Below are 19016 nucleotides of genomic sequence, written 5' to 3'. Positions count from 1 at the left end.
AACTTACCTCCTAAATTTTATGAGATTTTTAATTTTACCCTCTAAGTTCTTAGCCCATTTATCTTCTCTTCTCCAGTCATAGAAGAGGTAAGCTAAGCAACAGAAGAATGTTATTCCTGAAATTGCTAAACCAATATCAAACCAATCTTGAGGGGTATACCTTATTACTATATCTAAGTTTCCAGTTTCATTTATCCAGAATCCATTTATAACTGAATATAATGGGATAGATTTAACTTTTTCCACTAATTTACCATCTTTGTAAACTCTTGCTTCCCATAGTGGATCGTATGCCTCAGCAAATGAGAGCATAAACGGTTTTGTAGCGTTTACTTTAACTTTCCAGAGAGTTGGGTTGATTTTTTCGTATGAGATTATTTTAGCTGGTTTTTCTTTGACTTCGAAGAGATCTTTTAGTGTTTTATTGCTTGAATATAACCAAATAACATCTAACTTTGATTTTTCTTTTAGTGGAATTATTTCTAACTTGTATTTTCCTTCTGTAAGGTTAAATGGTGGTGTGTATATGAAATTGTTATTTGGTTTTGATATAAATTCTTTAGTTCCTATTTTTACTTTAAATATTCCTTCCCCCCTTAAAGCTATTCTATAAGTTCCATTCTTCACTATTTCTACATCTTGCCAGGCTTTTCCATTTTTGTTAAATAATAACTCTTCTCCGTTGCTTGTATTATAGTCTTTGATTATTTTGGCATTAGAATAATAAAGATCACTCTCTCCTTCAAATACATAGATAATAGTTTTGTTTTGAAGTAATTTTTCTACTTCCTTTTTAGCTTTGTAGTATTCTTTCTCTGGAATCAAAGCAAATAGATTTACGGCATTGAAACCTTCAATGTTTTCAAGAACTATTTTATGCTCTCCTTTTTCAAGATAAAGCGTTCCAAGATCTTCCCAAACGAACTTGTTTAATTGATCTTTTGTTTTAATTGTAATTGGTTTTCCATCCAAATAAACTGCTATTTTACCACCTTTTTGGTTTTTAAAATATCTTATGAAGAGTTTATACTTATCTGGTTTATCGGCTTTGAACGATATAGTCAATTTTGTATTTTTAGCCCATGTAAACACTAAGCCATAGCCGTAATCAGATTGCCAACTCCACTCATATATACTACTCTTTTTAATATATGTTTGAAACTTATAACGTGGATTTGGACTAAATATCCAATTTTTAGAGGGATCTTCTAATCTCTTATCAGTTTGAATTTTTATTATACTAGGAGTATAATATGAAAATATTGCTTTTAGAAGATTACTATTAACTACTATAGAATTAACTTTAGAAATATTTAAGGTACTGTGAAAGGGATTATAAAAGACCATTGAAGATATATTTAATGTTTTAAAATCTAATACATTGACAATTGATCCATAAATCTTGAGGCTATCATCTAACAAAATAGGGGTTGTAATCCTTACTTTAGAAACCTTCTCGTCGAATACCTTATATACTGCTAAATAGTTTCCTTCATAGATCTTGTTAAGCTCTTGATTTATCTTCAGTAATTTATTTTTGATAATATGGTTAATATTGCTAACGTAAGGATTATCTAAATCATAGTGGACAACTATAAATCTTATATTAAGAGGATAAAAAATTTTATCCCAATCTAATCCCTTGTATCCATCTAAAGCGCGTACAAAAGGAAAAGAATGTAAGGGATTATAATAGTCAAAGAAATACATCTCTCTATATGAGTATACAGGTAATTCTGAATTTCTCCAGTCAAAAATCCCTGCAGGGGTGTCAGAAACATTAGACCATATAGGTTTACTACAAGAAAAAGGAGGCATCCATAGGGCATAATTTTCGTCTTCTGAAAAATTACTTAGGATTTTATTTGCAATGTAATAATCTTTTGGTATTTTTGCAGGTTCCCAATAGTTATTCATATTTCCCGTGAAAATAGGCCATGCAGATATCGAAGAGAAGATTATTATCATTAATGTAAGAGAATACAAAAGTACTTTTTGTAATTTTTTATTTCTTATTAACAATAATGTTTTACTGAAAGAGAATAATGTAAGTAGCGTAGATATAGATAATGCCAGCAATATTGGCATAGCATTTATCCTACCAGATCTTAAAAGACGTAGAATATCGTCAGAAAAAGGTATTTTCCATATAAAATCTAGTGAGAATAAACTAATTTCTTTTACACACAATGGAATATAAGTTATAAAGATTATTATTGGTAAAAAATATATCCAATTTTGTTTGGTTATTTTTTTTCTCCATATAAGCAGATATAAAAATGATACGATAGTTACTGGTAAAAAAAGATATATGTAATTGTCACAATAAACTAAAAAAATTGAAAGATACGTTTCCATTTTTAGTGAGAAAACATTAATTAATGGAAATAAGTGTAAATAAGAAGCAGTGAATTCTTCCGCCCATTTAACCTTTTGAGTATACAAGGCATGTAATACAGGCGTAATAACCTTTCCTAACATCGTCATATATGCAAAAAATGTATAGGCTGAAATTTTAATAAATAGCTTTTTTATTGACTTTTTATTTAGAATTAGATAAACACAAATTGTTAGAATAAACAAAGGTAATATTACTATTGTATATCTATAACTTGCTACCAAACTAAGTAGAAATGCTCCAATTATAGAATTTTTAATTGTATTTTTCTCTTCTTGGATAGTTTTAAGAAAATATAAAAATATTAATGGTAGTAGCGCATGTTGAAATTTTAAACTTATGTTGTGTTGATACGATGCTACCCAAGGGTTTATTACATATATAAGAGACGCTACAATAAGCATTAAAATTTCTAACGAGTTTATCTGAATGTTTAATATTTTTCTAACGATATATCTATTTAATATATATGCTGAAATAAATCCAAGAGGAAACTGTAGGCCTAGCAAAAGAATTTCAAAGTATTTAAAGTTTAAATGAATAGATTTTCCAATAAATACTAACAAACTATATAGATAATACTTTGGAAATTCCGCAAATGGAAAAATTCCTATTTGATAATCCCAACTATATTTAAAGATTGACTCAAATTTTTCGTAGGATATAGCCTCTAAATGTTCCGACAAAATTATGTAACCATCTTTAATGAAAAGTTTAAAAGTAGGCACCAAAAATAGTATCATGAAAACTAAAAAAACTACTAAAAACTCCTTTAACTCCTTTTTTTTAAAAAGAGTAACGCACATCCTTAAAATATTATTTAGTCCTTTCATATTTTAATCCCCCGAGTATTCTACTAATTTCACCTTTTAAAGTTTTAGCGTCTAAACTTTCGATATTTATGAGTGGTTTTCTAATCTCTGATAAAAAAGCTGAACACTTCTCTTCATAGCTTATCCCAACAAAAGGAGTTCCTACTTTGTACGCAAATACCATAGAATGAAATCTACTACCGATTACTAAATCCAAATTCATAAATATCGACATAACCTCTTCAGGTAAATAGTAACTCAAGATATGACACTTCTTTTTATATTTATTACCTAATTCCCCATATATTTTTTTAAATAAGAATGTGTCAGAAATCTTACTAACAAATGCTGGACAAAAAGTAAAAAATAGAATTTCTGCATTATATTTGTCTATCAACCAAGGTATGATTTCTTTAAAAATAGCTATTATTTTCTCATCTTTTTCTTTTTTACCTGAAAAATTTAGTGCTAACCCTACTAGTCTTTTTCCTTTATCAATCTTTATACCTTCTTTCTCCAATATTTTTTTTCCTAACTTTTTATCAAAAGGTTGAATAAAAGATGAAAAAACTAAATCCTTAGAAACAATTATTTTCTTTTTGATTCCTAAATTTCTTATATTTTTAAACGATATACTATCCCTTACATAAATGAAGTTACAAATTTTAAACAAGTATTTACATATAAACTTCAATAATAAAGGAGTAGAACTAGAAAATCCTATGCCAAGTATCAATATTTTTTTGTTGAGAAGTAACCTTATAAATATTGATAGTAAACTTGCTATATAAACACCCAACCCACTGTATCTAGAATATATAGATCCCCCTCCTATTATTATTGTATCACAAACTAAAAAAGCTTTTAAGACAGCTAATAGATTAGTAGCTAATACTGGTTGAAACCTCGAATTTTTTATATATCTCTGATAAAAAGCTGGATTTTTTGTTATTACATATATTAAATTTACTCCATTACTAATTAAATAATTGTACAAAACTTTAAGCATTGCTTCATCTCCTAAATTTCCATCTCCATAATTACCAATTATAAGGATCTTTTTACCATAAATAAAATCTTTTGGCACAAGCGATAAGGCTTTATCTACATCACTGTAAAACTTATACATTATTTCTTCACCTCAGCAACAACCTCAATACTTTTATAGCCAATCACTTTCAACTTTAATTTTTTCAATTTTGAAATTAGTTTATACTTTTGATAGAAGGCAGGATCTGGTTTAATAATATTGAGTTTTATTAAACCTCTTAAAATTAAGTCCATGATAGGATATCTTATTGGACTCGTTTTAAATTCCTTCACCATAAAACCGTTATTCTCTAAAAGGTTTAAAAATTCTTCTTCAGACATATACTCTCTTACGTGAGTTGGATCTAACTTAAACCCATTTTTCCAATAAATCCAAAAACCATACCATTTCTTAATTACAGTTGAAATATATAACAATCCATTTGGCTTAAGGATTTTTCTAATTTCTTTGAGCATTTTGGAATCATCGGGAACGTGTTCTATCACTTGATTAGATATTGCTACATCGAACGAGTTATCTGGTATTTGACTTAGATCGGTTACATCTGCAACAATACCTTCAGCGAATGGACAAAGTTTCTTTAATCTTCTTATCCTTTCTTCAGAAATATCAACCCCAACAACTCGGGTAGCATTCTTCAATAATCCTTGCTTATACAAGGCATAAAGAAATCTTCCATCTCCACATCCCAAATCGATTAGAGAATATGTTCTTCTCTTATTTAACTCCTTTAGTAGATTTTTCAGCATATCTGGAATCGACAAGTCGAGAAAATATGGAACCTTCTTTGCGTAACATTCCCACATAATCCTCACTTCTTTAAGGTTCTAAATGTTGTTAGTTCACCTATATTTCTGAGCTTATTATAGTGTTGCTTAAAAACATTGAAATTGATTTGATACAATCTTCTCGGCATCTTATACGTAAAATCATGATAAGTTTCAATAACAATTATTTCCTCCGCTCGTTCTTCATTTTTCATCTTTTCATATCTTTTTTCGAGTTTAAGAAAGTTGGTATATCGACTTATGGAAATACTTTTAAGTAGAAATTTATTTGGTTCTTTGTACAGATCACCTATAACATTCCATCCTTCGTCAGTTGTTCTTGCGAAATTATAGTACTTACTGACGAGAGAGATAAGTTCCTCTGTGTAGTTTCCACCGGGATAAATATAGGTTATAATTCGTGTACCAAATAATTCCTCAAGCAACTTTTTGGATGTAACTATTTCATCTATAGGATTAAACTTTTGTAAGTATTCTGTAGTACTACCTTCATTAGTGTTTTTGCCTATTTCACTTCTAGCGAAACAAAGAGATCTAATTAGATACTCTTTCTTGTCTAAAGATAAAATCATGTTTTTTAGAAACTTTTTGAGTAGAAATAGCTTTGTGCGACAGCTCGGCGGTGGAATATGATAATATCCGTGAGATGCCAGCTCAATTGTTGAGTTATTCATAATCAAATCCCTAATTAAATCGATCGAAGCAATGTTTCTATCTCCTAAGCTCTTTCCTAGTAATCCTACAGGTACACCGATGACTACTGGAATATCTATATTTTCTCTTAGCAAAATATTCATAGTTTCCTTTTCGGCATCATCGATGGTTATAATGAACTTCATAATTTTCTTCACCTAATCAACATTATTTGCTCTGTTGAAAAATATAAATTTCATCTTTCCAACAATATATCCAATCCCTGCTGCACCATACCTAGAGATCTGATAAATTATAAACCCTAAAGTTAAAACAGGATGCTTAACAAATTTTTTCCAATGCTTTAAATATGCTGGTCTTATCGGACTCAGTTGCTTTATACCTCTACCCTTATTTTTCTCCACAAACTTTGGTAATGTTTTACCGTAATAATAATGTTTCTTTATAATTTCCCACAGACTTTTTGGTTCTCCTATATGTATTTCTTTTGATTTAATTCTACCTATTTTATATCCAGCCCTCAGTAGTCTATTATGTAAGTCATAATCTTCTGCTGCAACTAAATTTTCATCAAACCCTCCAACATTTTCAAATGCATCTTTTCTAATAAATCTAGCCGCCACATTCAATTTATCATCTTCATAGCAGTCCCTCTCAAGTTTTCTAACTTTAGCCCAAAAGCTTATAGTAGGATCAGAAGTATTATGAATACAAACGGCATCATATCCCTCTTCTTCACACTTTTTTACAGCCTCCTCAATAACTGTTGGTTCTAAGACGAAATCCGAGTCAACTCTGTAAATGTACTTACCTTTAGCCATCTTTACCCCAAAATTTAATTGTTCACTTCTTTCTTTTGCATTAATAACAAAGACTTTATCAGTATATTTTTTAGCAATTTTAACAGTATTATCGTCAGAAAATTTATCAACAACAATTATTTCAATATTTTTATAAGTTTGATTTTTTATAGATTCTAAACATATGCCAATAGTTTTTTCTGAATTGTAAGTAGGGATTACCACTGAAACCAAAGGACATTCTTCCTTACTCAACGACATTCTTAATCACTCCTTCAAACTCCTCAGCACTCTTATCCCAACTAAACTGCTTAGCCCACTCTATAGAGTTTTTACTTAACTTCTTTAATAAATTTTTATCATCTAATATATTAATAACTTTCTCAGCCATTTCCTTTACATTTCCATCTTTAACTAAAAACCCATTATAGCCATCTTTAATAGAATCTACCAAGCCATTAACTCTATAACCTACAGCAGGAACCCCTAATGCATTACCTTCAATAACATTTAACCCCCATCCTTCTTTAACAGAAGTTACAATCTGTATCAAACTTTTCCTTAGAATTTCATTTCTTTCTTTAAAAGGAAGATACCCTAAAAATATTACATTATTTTTTAAATCCAACATATTAGCTAAATTTTTTAACTTACATAAATATTTTTCTTTTTTAGCCCTGCCTACAACATAAAACTTTACATCATTAATTTCCTCTTTAACTAAGCTAACAACTTTTATAGCATGTTCTAACCTCTTCATAGCAGTAACTCTCCCAACAAAGCATAAACTATTTTCTTCTTTAATACTAAAATCTAATTTATCCAAGGGCTTAACATTACATCCATTATAAACAACATTAATATTCTTAAACCCTAAATCTTCCAAATCTTTTTTAGTAGATGGAGAGACACAAACTGTAGGGATATTTTTGTATAATCTTAAAACCATCTTTTCAGAATATTTGCCAATTTTACTCAATGGAAAAGGCATTTCATAGTCCCAACAAACATCACCAACATGGTGTATATACATAATGACGGGCTCCTTAACATAAAGAGGGGTAAAAAAAGGAATTCCATTAACTTGGTCTATTACAACATCAAATTTTCCTTTAAATTCCTCTACATATTTTCTCCAAGCATTAAAATATATTGTATAAATATTAAAATCTCTTATAATTTTAATTCCTTCAATTTCTTCCTCTTTCAAACAACCTTTAAATTTTGGAGCAAACCAAACACACTCATAACCCTTCTCAGACAATCTTTTTAGAATTTCATAGGTAGCAAATTCAGCCCCTCCTTTCCAAGGATGTTTTATGCATTTCCAAGACATCATTAATATTTTCATATTACCCCAAAATTCTCTTTAATTGAATAACATCTTTACCCATTTTATAAATTACTTTTAATAAATTAACTCCACTGATGTTTTGAGCATCTTCTTTTTTAACTATGCATGGCATCTCTTTAATTTTATACCCTTTTTTTCTGGCTAATACTAAAATAGCTATGTCAAAGGTATATCCATCAATACTATTAAAATTTGGTAAATTTGAAAATATATCTTTTATCACTTCCCTTTTAAACATTTTAATTCCTGTTTGTGTATCATTAAGCCTCAATTCAGGAAATATAATGTTAACATAAATATTAAAGCAATAACTTAAAAATTTCCTTAGTTTTGGATATTCCCATACACTATTCTTATCCCTCCTATTTCCAATAACCATATCCACATTTTCTTTTTTCATGGTTTCAAAATAATATTTCAAAGAACTGGGGCATATATCTAAATCACTGTCTAAGAAAGCTATATACTCCCCCTCTGCAAACTTCAACCCATATCTTATAGCAAAACCCTTTCCTCTATTCTTTTCATAACCAACAACCTTTAAATTTTTAAACTCCTTTTCTAAGTTTTTGGCTATTCTATAACTGTTATCTACAAATCCATCCACAACTACAATAATTTCAAAATCTTTACAAAATTCAGAAACTATTTTTTCAGTAGTTCTAATAGAATTCTCTATGAACTTCTCTCCTTTATAACAAGGCATTATTATAGATAGCTCCATACTATCCCAAATTTAAAGAATAAAAAACCCAAAAATGAATTTTAATCCAAATATCCTAATACTCTTAATCTTTCTTTTACTTTTTCTTCTAACTAGATATAAGTTCTCAAAATATAAAAAACTTGCTATTATATTATTCTAAAAAACTAGTTTATTATTATAATCTATTATAATCATCATCAAATCTAACAATATCATCTTCCTCTAAATATTCTCCCACTTGTATCTCTATAACCTCCAATGGTATCTTTCCTGGATTCTCTAATCTATGCTTTAAACCACTTTTTACAAATATACTCTCTCCTGCCCTAATTAGATATTCTTTTCCTTCTATAACAACTTTGGCTGTTCCTTTAACAACAATCCAATGCTCACTTCTATGGTAGTGCATTTGGTAACTTAACCTTTTACCAGGAAGGACTGTAATTCTTTTAATTTTAAATCTTTCACCCTCTTCTAAAACCTTATAATACCCCCATGGCCTAAATACCTTCTTATGAATTATAGCTCTTTCATCATTAATCTCTTTGAGTTTTTTAACAACTTCTTTAACTTTTTGTGAAGAACCTTTTTTACAAATTAATAAAGCATCTCTTGTATCTACAACAATTAAGTCATTTATGTCAATTAAAGCTATTAATTTTTTATTTATAGATAGATTATTTTTACTGTCTAAAATAATATTATCCCCTAAAATTACATTTCCATTCTTGTCTTTAGAAAACTCATCATATAAGGCATCAAAACTACCAAGATCATTCCATTTAATTTCTAATGGTATGACAGCAACCTTTTTTGATTTTTCAATAACCCCATAATCTATTGATATATCAGGGACAGTTTTGTATGCCTCTTTTATATCATCTAATAAAAAAGCTTCATAAACTTCTTTACAGTGGTTTTTAACTTCTTCAACAAATACATCTTTTTTAAATAAAAACATACCACTATTCCATAAATATCCTTTTTTTAAATATTCTTTAGCTTTTTCTATATTGGGTTTTTCCTTAAATTCATCAACTTTATAACCCACTTCTAATTTTTCTCCAGGTTTTATATAACCATATCCTGTATGTGGTTTGTTTGGTTTAACTCCAAAAATAACAATATAGTTATTAGCTATTTTTTTAGCTTTCTCTATATACTCTTTCAGATCACCTTTGATAATATGATCAGATGGGAATACACCAACTATTTCATCATTATTTAAATCTTTTATAGCATAGTATATAGCAGGTAGGGTATTTTTACTCTCTGGTTCTAAAAGAATATTTTCTTCTTTGAAATTGTATCCAAGCTCTTCTAATTGGTTCAATACAATGAATTTATATTTTTCATTAGTAACTACAAAAATATCATTTAATCCACTAAATTCTAAACATCTTTCAACTGTCATTTGAAAAAGACTTTTTCCAAAACCAAAATCCAAAAATTGCTTAGAGAAATACTCCCTACTTAAAGGCCATAATCTTGTCCCTTTACCACCAGCTAAAATAATTGATATCATTACATCACCAAAATTACATTTTTAAGGAAAAACTCTCTAATGCCTTAATATTAGCCATACCCTTTCTCTCTGTCTCTTCCCATTCTTTTTCTGGAATTGAATCAGCCACTATACCTGCTCCCACTTGAATATAGGCATTATCTTTTTTTACAACATATGTCCTTATTGTTATAGCCATATCCATTACATCATCCCAACTGAAATAACCCACACCTCCACCATATGGCCCTCTGTAAGACTTTTCAAGCTCATCTATAATTTCCATAGCTCTAACCTTAGGAGCTCCACTTAAAGTTCCTGCAGGAAATGTAGCCTTAACGGCTAAAAATGAATCATACTTATCTTTAAGCTTCCCTATAACATTACTAACTATATGCTGAACATGAGAGTATTTTTCAATTTTCATGAACTCTGTTACTTTAACTGACCCATATTTGGAGATTTTCCCAATATCATTTCTTGCTAAATCTACAAGCATAACATGTTCAGCTCTTTCCTTTTCATCATTTAACAATATTCTCTCTAACTCTTTATCTTCTTTCTCATCTTTTCCCCTTCTAATAGTTCCTGCTATAGGTCTTGTAATAACCTCCCTATTCTCATTAGTCTTAACCAATATCTCTGGAGATGAGCCTATAATTTTTCTCTCTCCAAAATCAAGATAGTACATATAAGGAGAAGGGTTTATTTCCCTAACTTTTTTATAAATTAAGAAGGTATCTAAACCATCAATATTTACCTTAATTCTCCTAGATAGCACCACTTGAAATATGTCCCCTGCAAATATGTATTCCTTAGCCCTTTCAACAGCTGAAATAAATTCATCTTTACTCATATTTGATTCAATGTTTAACTTAATATTTGGAGTATTTTCTTTAACCTCTCTTTCTTCTTCTAAAATTTTTTTAAGCTCATTAAGTTTCTCTAAGTCTTCAGCTATTAAATAAATTTTCTCCTCTTTTAAGTCAAATGCTATAAAATTTTTTACAATAAAAAATTCAACATCTGGGAATTTTAAATCATTTACAGTATTTCCTTTTAAATCTATCCAATATCTAACAATATCATATCCCAAATATCCCACTAAACCTCCTTTAAACTTTAAAACTTTTGGCAACTCAATGTGTTCTCTTAACTCATTTCTAACCTCTCTTAAAGCTTCTAGAGGACAATTATATTTCCCTTCTAAATCTTTGGCATAATCAGATAATTCAGAAAAGCTTTCAACTTTTAAACGTCCTTTTTCAAATGTTATCTTTCCTTCAGCTGTTCCTAATATTGTATATCTATTTTCTTTATTAACTTCAGCAGATTCTAATAAAAAACTGTTTTCTCCTTTAATGTTGTTATAAACTTCTAATGGAGTTTTTTTCATTTTTAATACTTCTACCAACATAATTTCCCTTTAATGTTTATTTTCTTTTAAAACAATTTTTTCTTTTAAGGAAGGAATTATTTTCATTTTAGCATTGTCAAATTCCCTATAAAGAGTTTTTCCTTCAAATAATCTATCTAAAAAAATAGCTAAAGCTGCTACTTCTGAATGTGGCTGGTTACCGATAGATATGTTATAATCAGCTAGCTCATAAACATCTCTTGGAACTTTTTCAGCTCCTACAATTATTAAAATATCTCTATTTAGCTTTTTTATTTCAGGCATAATTTCATTAACATTTGCTCCATACATTGTCAAATGCACAACAATACCTCCTTTCTTTTTAAATTCTTTTATATAGTTTCTCCAATTTTTAATAACTGTAAATTTAAAATTACCTCCCCATGTTTTTACAACCTTCTCTACACTCTCTCTAACATGATCATCTTCAACAGTAAAAACTATCTTTTCAGCCCCTAACGCCCTTGCTGTTAAAGCAACATGTGTAGAAATCCTCTTATCCCTCTCTCCTCTATGTCCCAATCTCAATACTTCAACATGCATATTAATCCAACTCATATGTTATATGTATATTAAATAGATAATCAAACTTTATTTTCCAATTTACCTTTTTAAATATGTCCATAAACCCTACCCCAATTGTAATCTTTGGAGATAATTTTAATATTAATTCTCTCACCTCTTCTTCAGAAACATTAAATTTTGGCATAGCCAATCCTCCAAATATTACCAATGCATCAACATAATCAATCTTTCCAAAATCTTCCATTTGCATACCTATATTTTCTTTTAAAGTCAAAATTTTAACATTATTTAAATCAGTATAAGGTATAAAGTAATTTTCCTTATTTTTAATAACATAAGCAAATAATTCAGCAAAAGGCTGACAAAATCCTGGAATTCCAGCATATGCAATTGACATTATATTATTTTCCTCAACAACTCTTCTAAAATCTCTTAATAATTGGGAAATACCTTTCATTTTTTCACCAAGATACAGCCTATATCTGGTTTCATATAATCTTTATAATATGCATAAGCTCTAGCCCTACAGCCTCCACACACATATCTATATTTACATTTACCACAAATTTCAATATTGTCTCTATTTCTTAAATCATTTAAAACCTTATTTTCCCTCCAAAATTTTAAAAAGTCTTCACAACTTCTAAAATCTTTAATATTTGCAAGTTTTAAAGGAAAGAAAACACATGGTTCTATATCACCATTAGCTTTAATTGCTAAGTAAAATCTACCACACCCACACCCTCCTATAAAATCAGCAAGAGTTTTTAATTTACCTTCAAGTTTTGGGTTATAAAAGTGAGTAGGGATTATATTACTATTATTTTGGATTGCTATTCTTGCATAATATGGGGCTGTTGACATAAAATTTACATTACTACTTTTTAATCTATTCCACAATTCTTTTAAAAGCTCCTCCTTTTCCTCAGCAGATAAATCAATTTCAAAACTTCCTCTACCAACAGGAATAAAATTATAAAGCATAAACCATTCTACTCCCAGTTCCTCAGCAATATCCATAATTGCAGGAATATCATGCACATTCAATTTTGTTGCTGTTGTAGATATACAAGTTATTAAACCAGCCTCTTTTGCATTCAATATCCCTTCAATAACTTTTTCATAAATTCCATTAATTCCTCTAAACTTTTCATGTGTTTCTTTCCTACCATCAAGACTTATTTGCACATACCCCACACCGCACTCTTTCATTTTTCTTGCCACATCTTTTGTTATCATTGTTCCATTTGTAGCTACTGCAACAAATAATCCTTTTTCTGCTGCATATTTAGTTAGAGTGAAGAAATCTTTTCTAATTAATGGTTCCCCTCCACTAAATGCTAATGCTGTGACCCCAGCATCAGCTAATATGTCAATAACTCTAATAGCTTCTTCTGTGTTTAACTCATCTTTCCATGGTTTTCCTGCAGTAGAATAGCAGTGTTTGCATCTTAAATTACAAGCATATGTTAAATCCCAAACAACAAGAAAAGGAGCTCCAGGGACAAAAGGTTTTCTAATACCAAAATCTACCAAACCCCTTAAAACACTAACAAAACCTCTACGCCAATAAGCATCTTTTAACCTTTCTTTTAATTCTTCTTCATTTTCTCCAAATGCTTTTAAACCAGTTTTAATTATTTTATAAATAATATTAAATTCATCATCAACCTCATAACCATATGCATAAGCCTCTAATAACTTCTCTATTTTTGTAACATTTCCATCTTTTTCAATCAATTTTTTAATAACTTTTTTGGATATAGGGTTTGATACTAATAAACTAAGTAATGTAATAGCCATAGAAATCCCTATTGAATCTTATTAACCATTGAAATATATTCTTCCAATATCTCCTTACTTTTCATGGCATCTCTCAAATTTTTATTTTCTATTGTTATATATCCATCATATCTCATCTCATGCAACTTCTTTATCACTGAGAAATAATCAATATTTCCTTCACCAATCTTTAGATGATCATCACTGTATCCATTATTGTCATGAGCATGAATATGGATAATATTTAGTTTAGCAAAATCCTCTAAGAGTTTTATAGGATCAGAAACTGTATTAGCATGGCCTACATCAAAAGTAATTCCTAAAACTTTAGAATCTATATCTTTTATTATCCCTAACATTTCTCCTGGAGTTTTTCCCAAAACTCCTGTAAAATTGGGCATATTTTCTAAACCAATTTTTATATTATAATCTTCAGCAATTTCAACAATTTTTAATAGTGTTGAGAAATTGTTATCTAATATCTCATCTTTATACTCCTTCCAAAGTTCAGGAACATATCCGGGATGAACAACAACTAATTCTGCATCAAGTTCAAAAGCTCCTTCTATAGCATCTCTTACACATTCAACAGTTAGCTCTCTAACCTTTGCATTCATAGATGCAGGATTTAGGTCAGAGAATGGAGCATGAACTAGTAGAGAGATGTCATAACTATCTTTAATTTCTAACAGATATTTTATGTTCTTAGAATTTAAATAATGGGTTCCTTCACAGACTATTTCCCATGCTTCAAAACTTTCTATTTTTTCTAATACTGATTCTAAACTTTCTGGCAAAAAAACTAATGATGACACTGCTATCTTCATAATCCCACCTATAAAAATTATTTAGTCTCTCTTCTTATTTTAAATATTTGCTATATGAAAGATTTAAATTTATAAATAGAAAGGTTTTTATACTTAAATTTTTACTAAATAATGATTGATGATTTCATGAAATGTGATATTTATTATACTAATATTTAAATAAAATTCATAAAAGGTGAATAATATTGAAAATTGGTATATCTAACAGCCTGTTTATAGACAATGGAGCAGATCTACAAAAGACATTGGAATTCATAGAGAAAAAGACAAAAATTGCTGAACTTGTTTGTGATGGAAAAATTAATGCTTTAGAAAATAAAGATGTTTTAGATAATTATAAATTAAAATACACACTTCATGCACCAATGGAAGATTTAAATATATCATGCCATAGAGAAAAAATAAGAAAGGCGAGTATTGAATATATAGAGGAGATATTAAAAATTATAGCAGATAAAATAGGTGTAATTGTTATCCATCCTGGAGAAGTGTTCTGTAAAGATGATTATGAAAAGAGTTTAAAAGCTATAATAAAAAGTATAGGTGAGTTAAATAAGTTACAAAATGAATATGGAGTTAAAATAGCTATTGAAAATATGCCAAACTTAGATAGAAAAATGTTCAAAAGGCCTGAAAAAGAGATAATAAATAATTTAAATGAGGTAGGTATTTGCTTAGATATGGGTCATGCTCATTTAAATAATGCTATAGAAGAGTTTTTAAATTATAAAGAGAAAATAGTTCATGTTCATATTCATGACAATCTTGGGATTAATGATGATCACCTACCTATAGGATTTGGAAAGATAGATTTTGAAAAATATAAAAAAGATTTAAAAAAGTTAAAAGCAATATTTATATTAGAGCATAAATATAGAGATATTGAATATATTGATTCCTCTTTAAACTCTGTTAAAAGTATCCTATCATAAATGGGATGAGTATGATCATTGACACCCATACCCATCTTGACACTAGAGGTTATGAAGATCTTGAACTTCTAGCTATGACATTAGATAAAGCTATAACCTTAGCCCATGACCCATTTCCAATGAGAACTGTTGAGGTCTTTATAACCCATATAGAAAAGGTAATTAATGAAATTGAAAGAGCTAAAAAGGCAGGATTGATGGTTTATTGTGCCCTTGGAATGCATCCCAGAGCTTTAACTAAAAATATTGATGAAGCTTTAGAGAGATTAAAAAGTTATCTTGACAAAGCAATAGCTATAGGAGAAATTGGATTAGAAAAAGCTACAAAAGAAGAAAAAGAAGCTTTTGAAAAACAGTTATTGTTAGCTAATGATATAGAAAAACCTGCTATTATCCATACTCCAAGAAGAGATAAGAGGGAAGTGACTAAAGAGATTATAGATATCTTATCCTCTATTGATTTAAAAGTCCCTGTTATAGTAGATCATTGTAATAAAGATATTATAAATATAGTATTAGATAACAATTATTATGCAGGCTTGACAGTTCAGCCAGGTAAGCTTACTCCAATGGAGGCAGTTGAGATAATAAAAGAGTATAAAGATTTTTCAGATAGAATTGTACTAAATAGTGATCTATCTTCAAATCCTTCTGATGTTTTAGCAGTCCCAAGAACTGTATTAAAGTTAAAAATAAATAATATAGAAAAAGAGATAATAGAGAAAGTTTCATATAAAAATGCTCAGTCAATATTTTCATTTTAATCTTTTTCTTATTGGTTCTAATAATGATATAAGCTCATTAGCAACAGTATTTTTTAAATCTAATGGATGGATCTCTTTATTTTTAAACTTTTCTTCTAACTCAACATAACTTCCTACCTCAATATCTCCACCAAACTTTTCTGGCCTTTTAATTATCAATGGATAATTTAAGAAATATTTTGCTATTTCCAATATTGGGTTATTTTCTACAACACCAATTGGACAGTAGGCTTTCTTTACCTTCTCTTTTATGACCTCTGGTTCATCATCAACAGCTATATAATTACCCTTAGAAGAACTCATTTTTCCTATTCCATCTAAACCTGTTAGAACAGGATTATGAATACATATTGGCTTTTTTTCTAATAACTCTCTTGCTAACATATGTATTTTTCTCTGCTCTAAACCTCCAACAGCTACATCTACATCTAAATATTTAATATCATTAACTTGCATTATTGGATATATTACTTCAGCAACTTTAGGATTTTCTTCTTCTCTTGCAATCATTTCCATACTTCTTCTTGCCCTTTTTAATGTAGTCTTTAAAGCTAATTTATAGACATCTAATGTGTAATCTTTCTCTAACTGGAACTCACTACCATATATATACTCAGCATCTAAACCCATTGCTTTAAAAACCTTTTTATTGTATTCTCCAATCTTTCTTATGTCTTCTAAATCTCCTTTTTCATTTAGATATGCATGAAGATCAGCTAAAAGAATAATAATATCGAAACCTGCCTCTTTTAAATCCTGCATCTTTCTTATTTGTAAATAGTGCCCCAAATGAATTTTCCCACTAGGTTCAAAACCAATATATGCTTTTTTCTCATCTTTCTCTAATACTTTCTTCAACTCCTCTTCAGTAATAATTTCAACTGTGTTTCTTTTTATTCTTTCAAACATTTTATCTCCTTCATAATACTCTCTAATGCAATATATCCAGCTTTATGTAGTATAGTATCATTTAACTCTTTATCTATTTCCATACTAGCCAAGCATGGGTAGTTATGATGTGCATTAGCAATCTCTTCTTTAATCTCATTTATATCCTTACCTAATAATCTCTTAGCAATATAATAACTTTCCCCACATGGGGAAGATATTAACACCTTTATATCCTTTATCTTATTTCCATCGATAGTAATCTTAAATTTTGGATAACCAATCCTGAAATATTCTATAAATTCTTTTGGTTCTTTTAAAGAACAGAAAGGTTTTGGATTATAAAAAGAAATATTAAATTTAGAGCATATTTCTTTTAACTTTTTCCTCATAGCTAAAGATAAATCATTAGGCCTTTCAGATGGAATTATGAAATATCTATAACCAAGATCTTTTAAAATGTAAGGTAACTCATATAATAGATCTTCATGTAACTGGACTATACATACATCAGCTTTTGGTAATTGAGGAATATAATCTTCAGGATCTTCTATAAACTCTTCTTCTGGCTGTCTTATTACAATTGCCTCTACATCATCCTTATAACTCCAATCTCCCCTACAGTTATCACATTCTTCACAAACATTACAGAAATTCTCATTTATCAGATTCTTATAAAATCTCTCCATTATCACATTTCCCTCATGATATAAAAAAAGAGCTTTCATAATAAACCCTCTCTATATATAATCTTTATCTATTAATCTCTCTCCATTTTCTAATTTAACTCTCCCCAATCTTATCTCTCTAACATTTTTTAATGAAGATGGAGTTATCAACTTTAGGCTCTCATTTTTAAAATCAATTTCTTTTATAATAGCAAGGCCTGAACAAAATCCTTCATTGTCTATTAAACCTACTACCAGATTATTAAATCTCTCAGGTTCCATATAAAATATTAAGTTTTTATCAACACTTCTTTTAACTACTTTAACATCCTTTTTAACAATAAAAAATTTGCCTTCACATTTTGAACCATATAAAATTTCCCATTTATAAATATTCTCTAATAATAGTTTCTCATCATCAGTTATCCTCTCCCCTTGAAAAGCTTTTGAACCAGAAATAATATAATCTTCAAAGTTAATCTCAATCTCTTTAGCATTATTAAAATATGTTTTCCATTTATTTTCCCTTATATCTTTCCTTTCTTCCCTGCTATATTTTTTACCTATGTAGGGTTTTATATAAAAAATATCTACCTTGTCTATAAATGGTTTTAATATGTGACTAAGCTCATTACTTTTCTGTAGTGCTACTATAAGATCTGGCTCAACAAGCTCAATCTTCATCTTTTTTAAATATTCCCCTGCACCATTTATTAATCCTGTGGTATCAATAATAAAATATTCTTTTGCATAATCTGCTAATTTCTTAACTCCTGTAAGCATTTCACCAATAAATTGTGTAGGATTTGTAGAGCCAATAAAATAACTTTTTTCCTCTTTTATTTCAGATAAGCATAAGAAACCTTCTTTATAATTTCCTAAACTTACAGTTGCTGGTGGCAATATAGATTTTTGCCCAACATCTGCATCTATTAAGTTATATTTCAAATTCTTGATTAAAAAGGTAGCTAAGGTAGTTTTTCCTGTATCTACACCACCAACTAATATGATCTTCCTTTTATCATGTTCTTTAATATAATCTAACAATTCAAACCTATCTTCCAATACACTCTCAGGATAAGAGGCTTTATTTATCATAACCATCAATATTTTATAAAAGTTTTATAAAATATATAACATACCCCA

Annotated in this window: 18 protein-coding genes; 2 read left to right on the top strand and 16 right to left on the bottom strand. The window is 28.9% G+C overall.

The window, feature by feature from the left end; genetic code table 11:
- Nucleotides 1–3: 3 nt before the first annotated feature.
- The 13 genes from METVI_RS0106715 to METVI_RS0106655 all read right to left on the bottom strand — a co-directional run bounded on the left by METVI_RS0106715 (nt 4) and on the right by METVI_RS0106655 (nt 14618).
- Entirely contained in the window at nt 4–3231 is a 3228-nt protein-coding gene (locus METVI_RS0106715) for a hypothetical protein (RefSeq protein WP_004591141.1), read from the bottom strand.
- Entirely contained in the window at nt 3215–4339 is a 1125-nt protein-coding gene (locus tag METVI_RS0106710) for a polysaccharide pyruvyl transferase family protein (protein WP_004591144.1), read from the bottom strand. The genes METVI_RS0106715 and METVI_RS0106710 overlap by 17 nt, the downstream gene beginning before the upstream one ends.
- The gene (locus tag METVI_RS0106705; RefSeq protein WP_004591146.1) at nt 4339–5067 is read right to left on the bottom strand and encodes a class I SAM-dependent methyltransferase; all 729 of its coding nucleotides are present in this window, start codon (nt 5065–5067) and stop codon (nt 4339–4341) included. The genes METVI_RS0106710 and METVI_RS0106705 overlap by 1 nt, the downstream gene beginning before the upstream one ends.
- A 5-nt stretch (nt 5068–5072) precedes the next feature.
- Complete coding sequence (locus tag METVI_RS0106700; protein WP_004591148.1) at nt 5073–5888, bottom strand: polysaccharide deacetylase family protein; 816 nt, start codon at nt 5886–5888, stop codon at nt 5073–5075.
- A gap of 12 nt (nt 5889–5900) precedes the next feature.
- Nucleotides 5901–6764, bottom strand: a complete 864-nt coding sequence (locus METVI_RS0106695) for a glycosyltransferase (protein WP_004591150.1) — start codon at nt 6762–6764, stop codon at nt 5901–5903.
- Entirely contained in the window at nt 6751–7854 is a 1104-nt protein-coding gene (locus METVI_RS0106690; RefSeq protein WP_004591151.1) for a glycosyltransferase family 4 protein, read from the bottom strand. The genes METVI_RS0106695 and METVI_RS0106690 overlap by 14 nt, the downstream gene beginning before the upstream one ends.
- A gap of 1 nt (nt 7855) precedes the next feature.
- Nucleotides 7856–8581, bottom strand: a complete 726-nt coding sequence (locus METVI_RS0106685) for a glycosyltransferase (protein WP_004591153.1) — start codon at nt 8579–8581, stop codon at nt 7856–7858.
- 157 nt (nt 8582–8738) lie between these two features.
- Entirely contained in the window at nt 8739–10088 is a 1350-nt protein-coding gene (locus tag METVI_RS0106680) for a mannose-1-phosphate guanylyltransferase/mannose-6-phosphate isomerase (RefSeq protein WP_004591154.1), read from the bottom strand.
- A gap of 13 nt (nt 10089–10101) precedes the next feature.
- Nucleotides 10102–11484 carry an anthranilate synthase component I gene (trpE, locus tag METVI_RS0106675; protein ID WP_017981144.1) on the bottom strand — a complete coding sequence of 461 codons (1383 nt, stop codon included), beginning with the start codon at nt 11482–11484 and terminating at the stop codon, nt 10102–10104.
- Between the two features lie 9 nt (nt 11485–11493).
- A complete protein-coding gene (locus tag METVI_RS0106670) occupies nt 11494–12027 on the bottom strand; it encodes a tRNA (cytidine(56)-2'-O)-methyltransferase (protein ID WP_017981143.1) in 534 nt (177 codons plus the stop codon).
- Between the two features lies 1 nt (nt 12028).
- Nucleotides 12029–12466 (bottom strand): DUF2124 family protein, encoded by a 438-nt coding sequence (locus METVI_RS0106665; protein ID WP_017981142.1) that lies wholly within the window; start codon nt 12464–12466, stop codon nt 12029–12031.
- Entirely contained in the window at nt 12463–13812 is a 1350-nt protein-coding gene (locus METVI_RS0106660) for a radical SAM/SPASM domain-containing protein (RefSeq protein ID WP_004592372.1), read from the bottom strand. Before METVI_RS0106660 ends, METVI_RS0106665 begins: the two co-directional genes overlap by 4 nt.
- An 8-nt stretch (nt 13813–13820) precedes the next feature.
- Entirely contained in the window at nt 13821–14618 is a 798-nt protein-coding gene (locus METVI_RS0106655; protein ID WP_004592373.1) for a sugar phosphate isomerase/epimerase family protein, read from the bottom strand.
- A 185-nt stretch (nt 14619–14803) separates the two neighbouring features.
- Here METVI_RS0106655 and METVI_RS0106650 point away from each other — a divergent pair, with 185 nt between their 5' ends.
- Both METVI_RS0106650 and METVI_RS0106645 read left to right on the top strand, forming a co-directional pair.
- On the top strand, nt 14804–15550 hold the full coding sequence (locus tag METVI_RS0106650; protein WP_004592374.1) for a sugar phosphate isomerase/epimerase family protein: 747 nt from the start codon (nt 14804–14806) through the stop codon (nt 15548–15550).
- Nucleotides 15551–15561: 11 nt separating this feature from the next.
- A complete protein-coding gene (locus METVI_RS0106645) occupies nt 15562–16314 on the top strand; it encodes a TatD family hydrolase (protein ID WP_004592375.1) in 753 nt (250 codons plus the stop codon).
- On the opposite strand, the gene METVI_RS0106640 is transcribed toward METVI_RS0106645, so the two are convergent.
- From METVI_RS0106640 to METVI_RS0106630, 3 genes are read right to left on the bottom strand one after another with little or no spacing between them, the layout of a single operon-like run.
- Nucleotides 16306–17223: a tyrosine--tRNA ligase gene (locus tag METVI_RS0106640; RefSeq protein WP_004592376.1), complete on the bottom strand. Its 918-nt coding sequence runs from the start codon at nt 17221–17223 to the stop codon at nt 16306–16308. The genes METVI_RS0106645 and METVI_RS0106640 overlap by 9 nt on opposite strands.
- Nucleotides 17208–17930, bottom strand: a complete 723-nt coding sequence (locus tag METVI_RS0106635) for a DUF166 domain-containing protein (RefSeq protein ID WP_004592377.1) — start codon at nt 17928–17930, stop codon at nt 17208–17210. The genes METVI_RS0106640 and METVI_RS0106635 overlap by 16 nt, the downstream gene beginning before the upstream one ends.
- A gap of 12 nt (nt 17931–17942) precedes the next feature.
- Nucleotides 17943–18968 carry a Clp1/GlmU family protein gene (locus METVI_RS0106630; protein ID WP_004592378.1) on the bottom strand — a complete coding sequence of 342 codons (1026 nt, stop codon included), beginning with the start codon at nt 18966–18968 and terminating at the stop codon, nt 17943–17945.
- Nucleotides 18969–19016: the final 48 nt, after the last annotated feature.

The organism is Methanocaldococcus villosus KIN24-T80, assembly GCF_000371805.1.
In the GTDB taxonomy this organism is placed as follows: domain Archaea; phylum AGJL01; class Methanococci; order Methanococcales; family Methanocaldococcaceae; genus Methanocaldococcus; species Methanocaldococcus villosus.
Note: the sequence above shows the minus strand (reverse complement) of the source record. Positions and strands in the feature narration are given on the sequence as shown.

Excerpts from the sequence above, each read along its gene's own strand:
- METVI_RS0106715 (WP_004591141.1), bottom strand. The coding sequence starts at position 3,231 with ATGAAAGGACTAAATAATATTTTAAGGATGTGCGTTACTCTTTTTAAA.
- METVI_RS0106710 (WP_004591144.1), bottom strand. The coding sequence starts at position 4,339 with ATGTATAAGTTTTACAGTGATGTAGATAAAGCCTTATCGCTTGTGCCA.
- METVI_RS0106705 (WP_004591146.1), bottom strand. The coding sequence starts at position 5,067 with ATGTGGGAATGTTACGCAAAGAAGGTTCCATATTTTCTCGACTTGTCG.
- METVI_RS0106700 (WP_004591148.1), bottom strand. The coding sequence starts at position 5,888 with ATGAAGTTCATTATAACCATCGATGATGCCGAAAAGGAAACTATGAAT.
- METVI_RS0106695 (WP_004591150.1), bottom strand. The coding sequence starts at position 6,764 with ATGTCGTTGAGTAAGGAAGAATGTCCTTTGGTTTCAGTGGTAATCCCT.
- METVI_RS0106690 (WP_004591151.1), bottom strand. The coding sequence starts at position 7,854 with ATGAAAATATTAATGATGTCTTGGAAATGCATAAAACATCCTTGGAAA.
- METVI_RS0106685 (WP_004591153.1), bottom strand. The coding sequence starts at position 8,581 with ATGGAGCTATCTATAATAATGCCTTGTTATAAAGGAGAGAAGTTCATA.
- METVI_RS0106680 (WP_004591154.1), bottom strand. The coding sequence starts at position 10,088 with ATGATATCAATTATTTTAGCTGGTGGTAAAGGGACAAGATTATGGCCT.
- trpE (WP_017981144.1), bottom strand. The coding sequence starts at position 11,484 with ATGTTGGTAGAAGTATTAAAAATGAAAAAAACTCCATTAGAAGTTTAT.
- METVI_RS0106670 (WP_017981143.1), bottom strand. The coding sequence starts at position 12,027 with ATGCATGTTGAAGTATTGAGATTGGGACATAGAGGAGAGAGGGATAAG.
- METVI_RS0106665 (WP_017981142.1), bottom strand. The coding sequence starts at position 12,466 with ATGAAAGGTATTTCCCAATTATTAAGAGATTTTAGAAGAGTTGTTGAG.
- METVI_RS0106660 (WP_004592372.1), bottom strand. The coding sequence starts at position 13,812 with ATGGCTATTACATTACTTAGTTTATTAGTATCAAACCCTATATCCAAA.
- METVI_RS0106655 (WP_004592373.1), bottom strand. The coding sequence starts at position 14,618 with ATGAAGATAGCAGTGTCATCATTAGTTTTTTTGCCAGAAAGTTTAGAA.
- METVI_RS0106645 (WP_004592375.1), top strand. The coding sequence starts at position 15,562 with ATGATCATTGACACCCATACCCATCTTGACACTAGAGGTTATGAAGAT.
- METVI_RS0106640 (WP_004592376.1), bottom strand. The coding sequence starts at position 17,223 with ATGTTTGAAAGAATAAAAAGAAACACAGTTGAAATTATTACTGAAGAG.
- METVI_RS0106635 (WP_004592377.1), bottom strand. The coding sequence starts at position 17,930 with ATGAAAGCTCTTTTTTTATATCATGAGGGAAATGTGATAATGGAGAGA.
- METVI_RS0106630 (WP_004592378.1), bottom strand. The coding sequence starts at position 18,968 with ATGATAAATAAAGCCTCTTATCCTGAGAGTGTATTGGAAGATAGGTTT.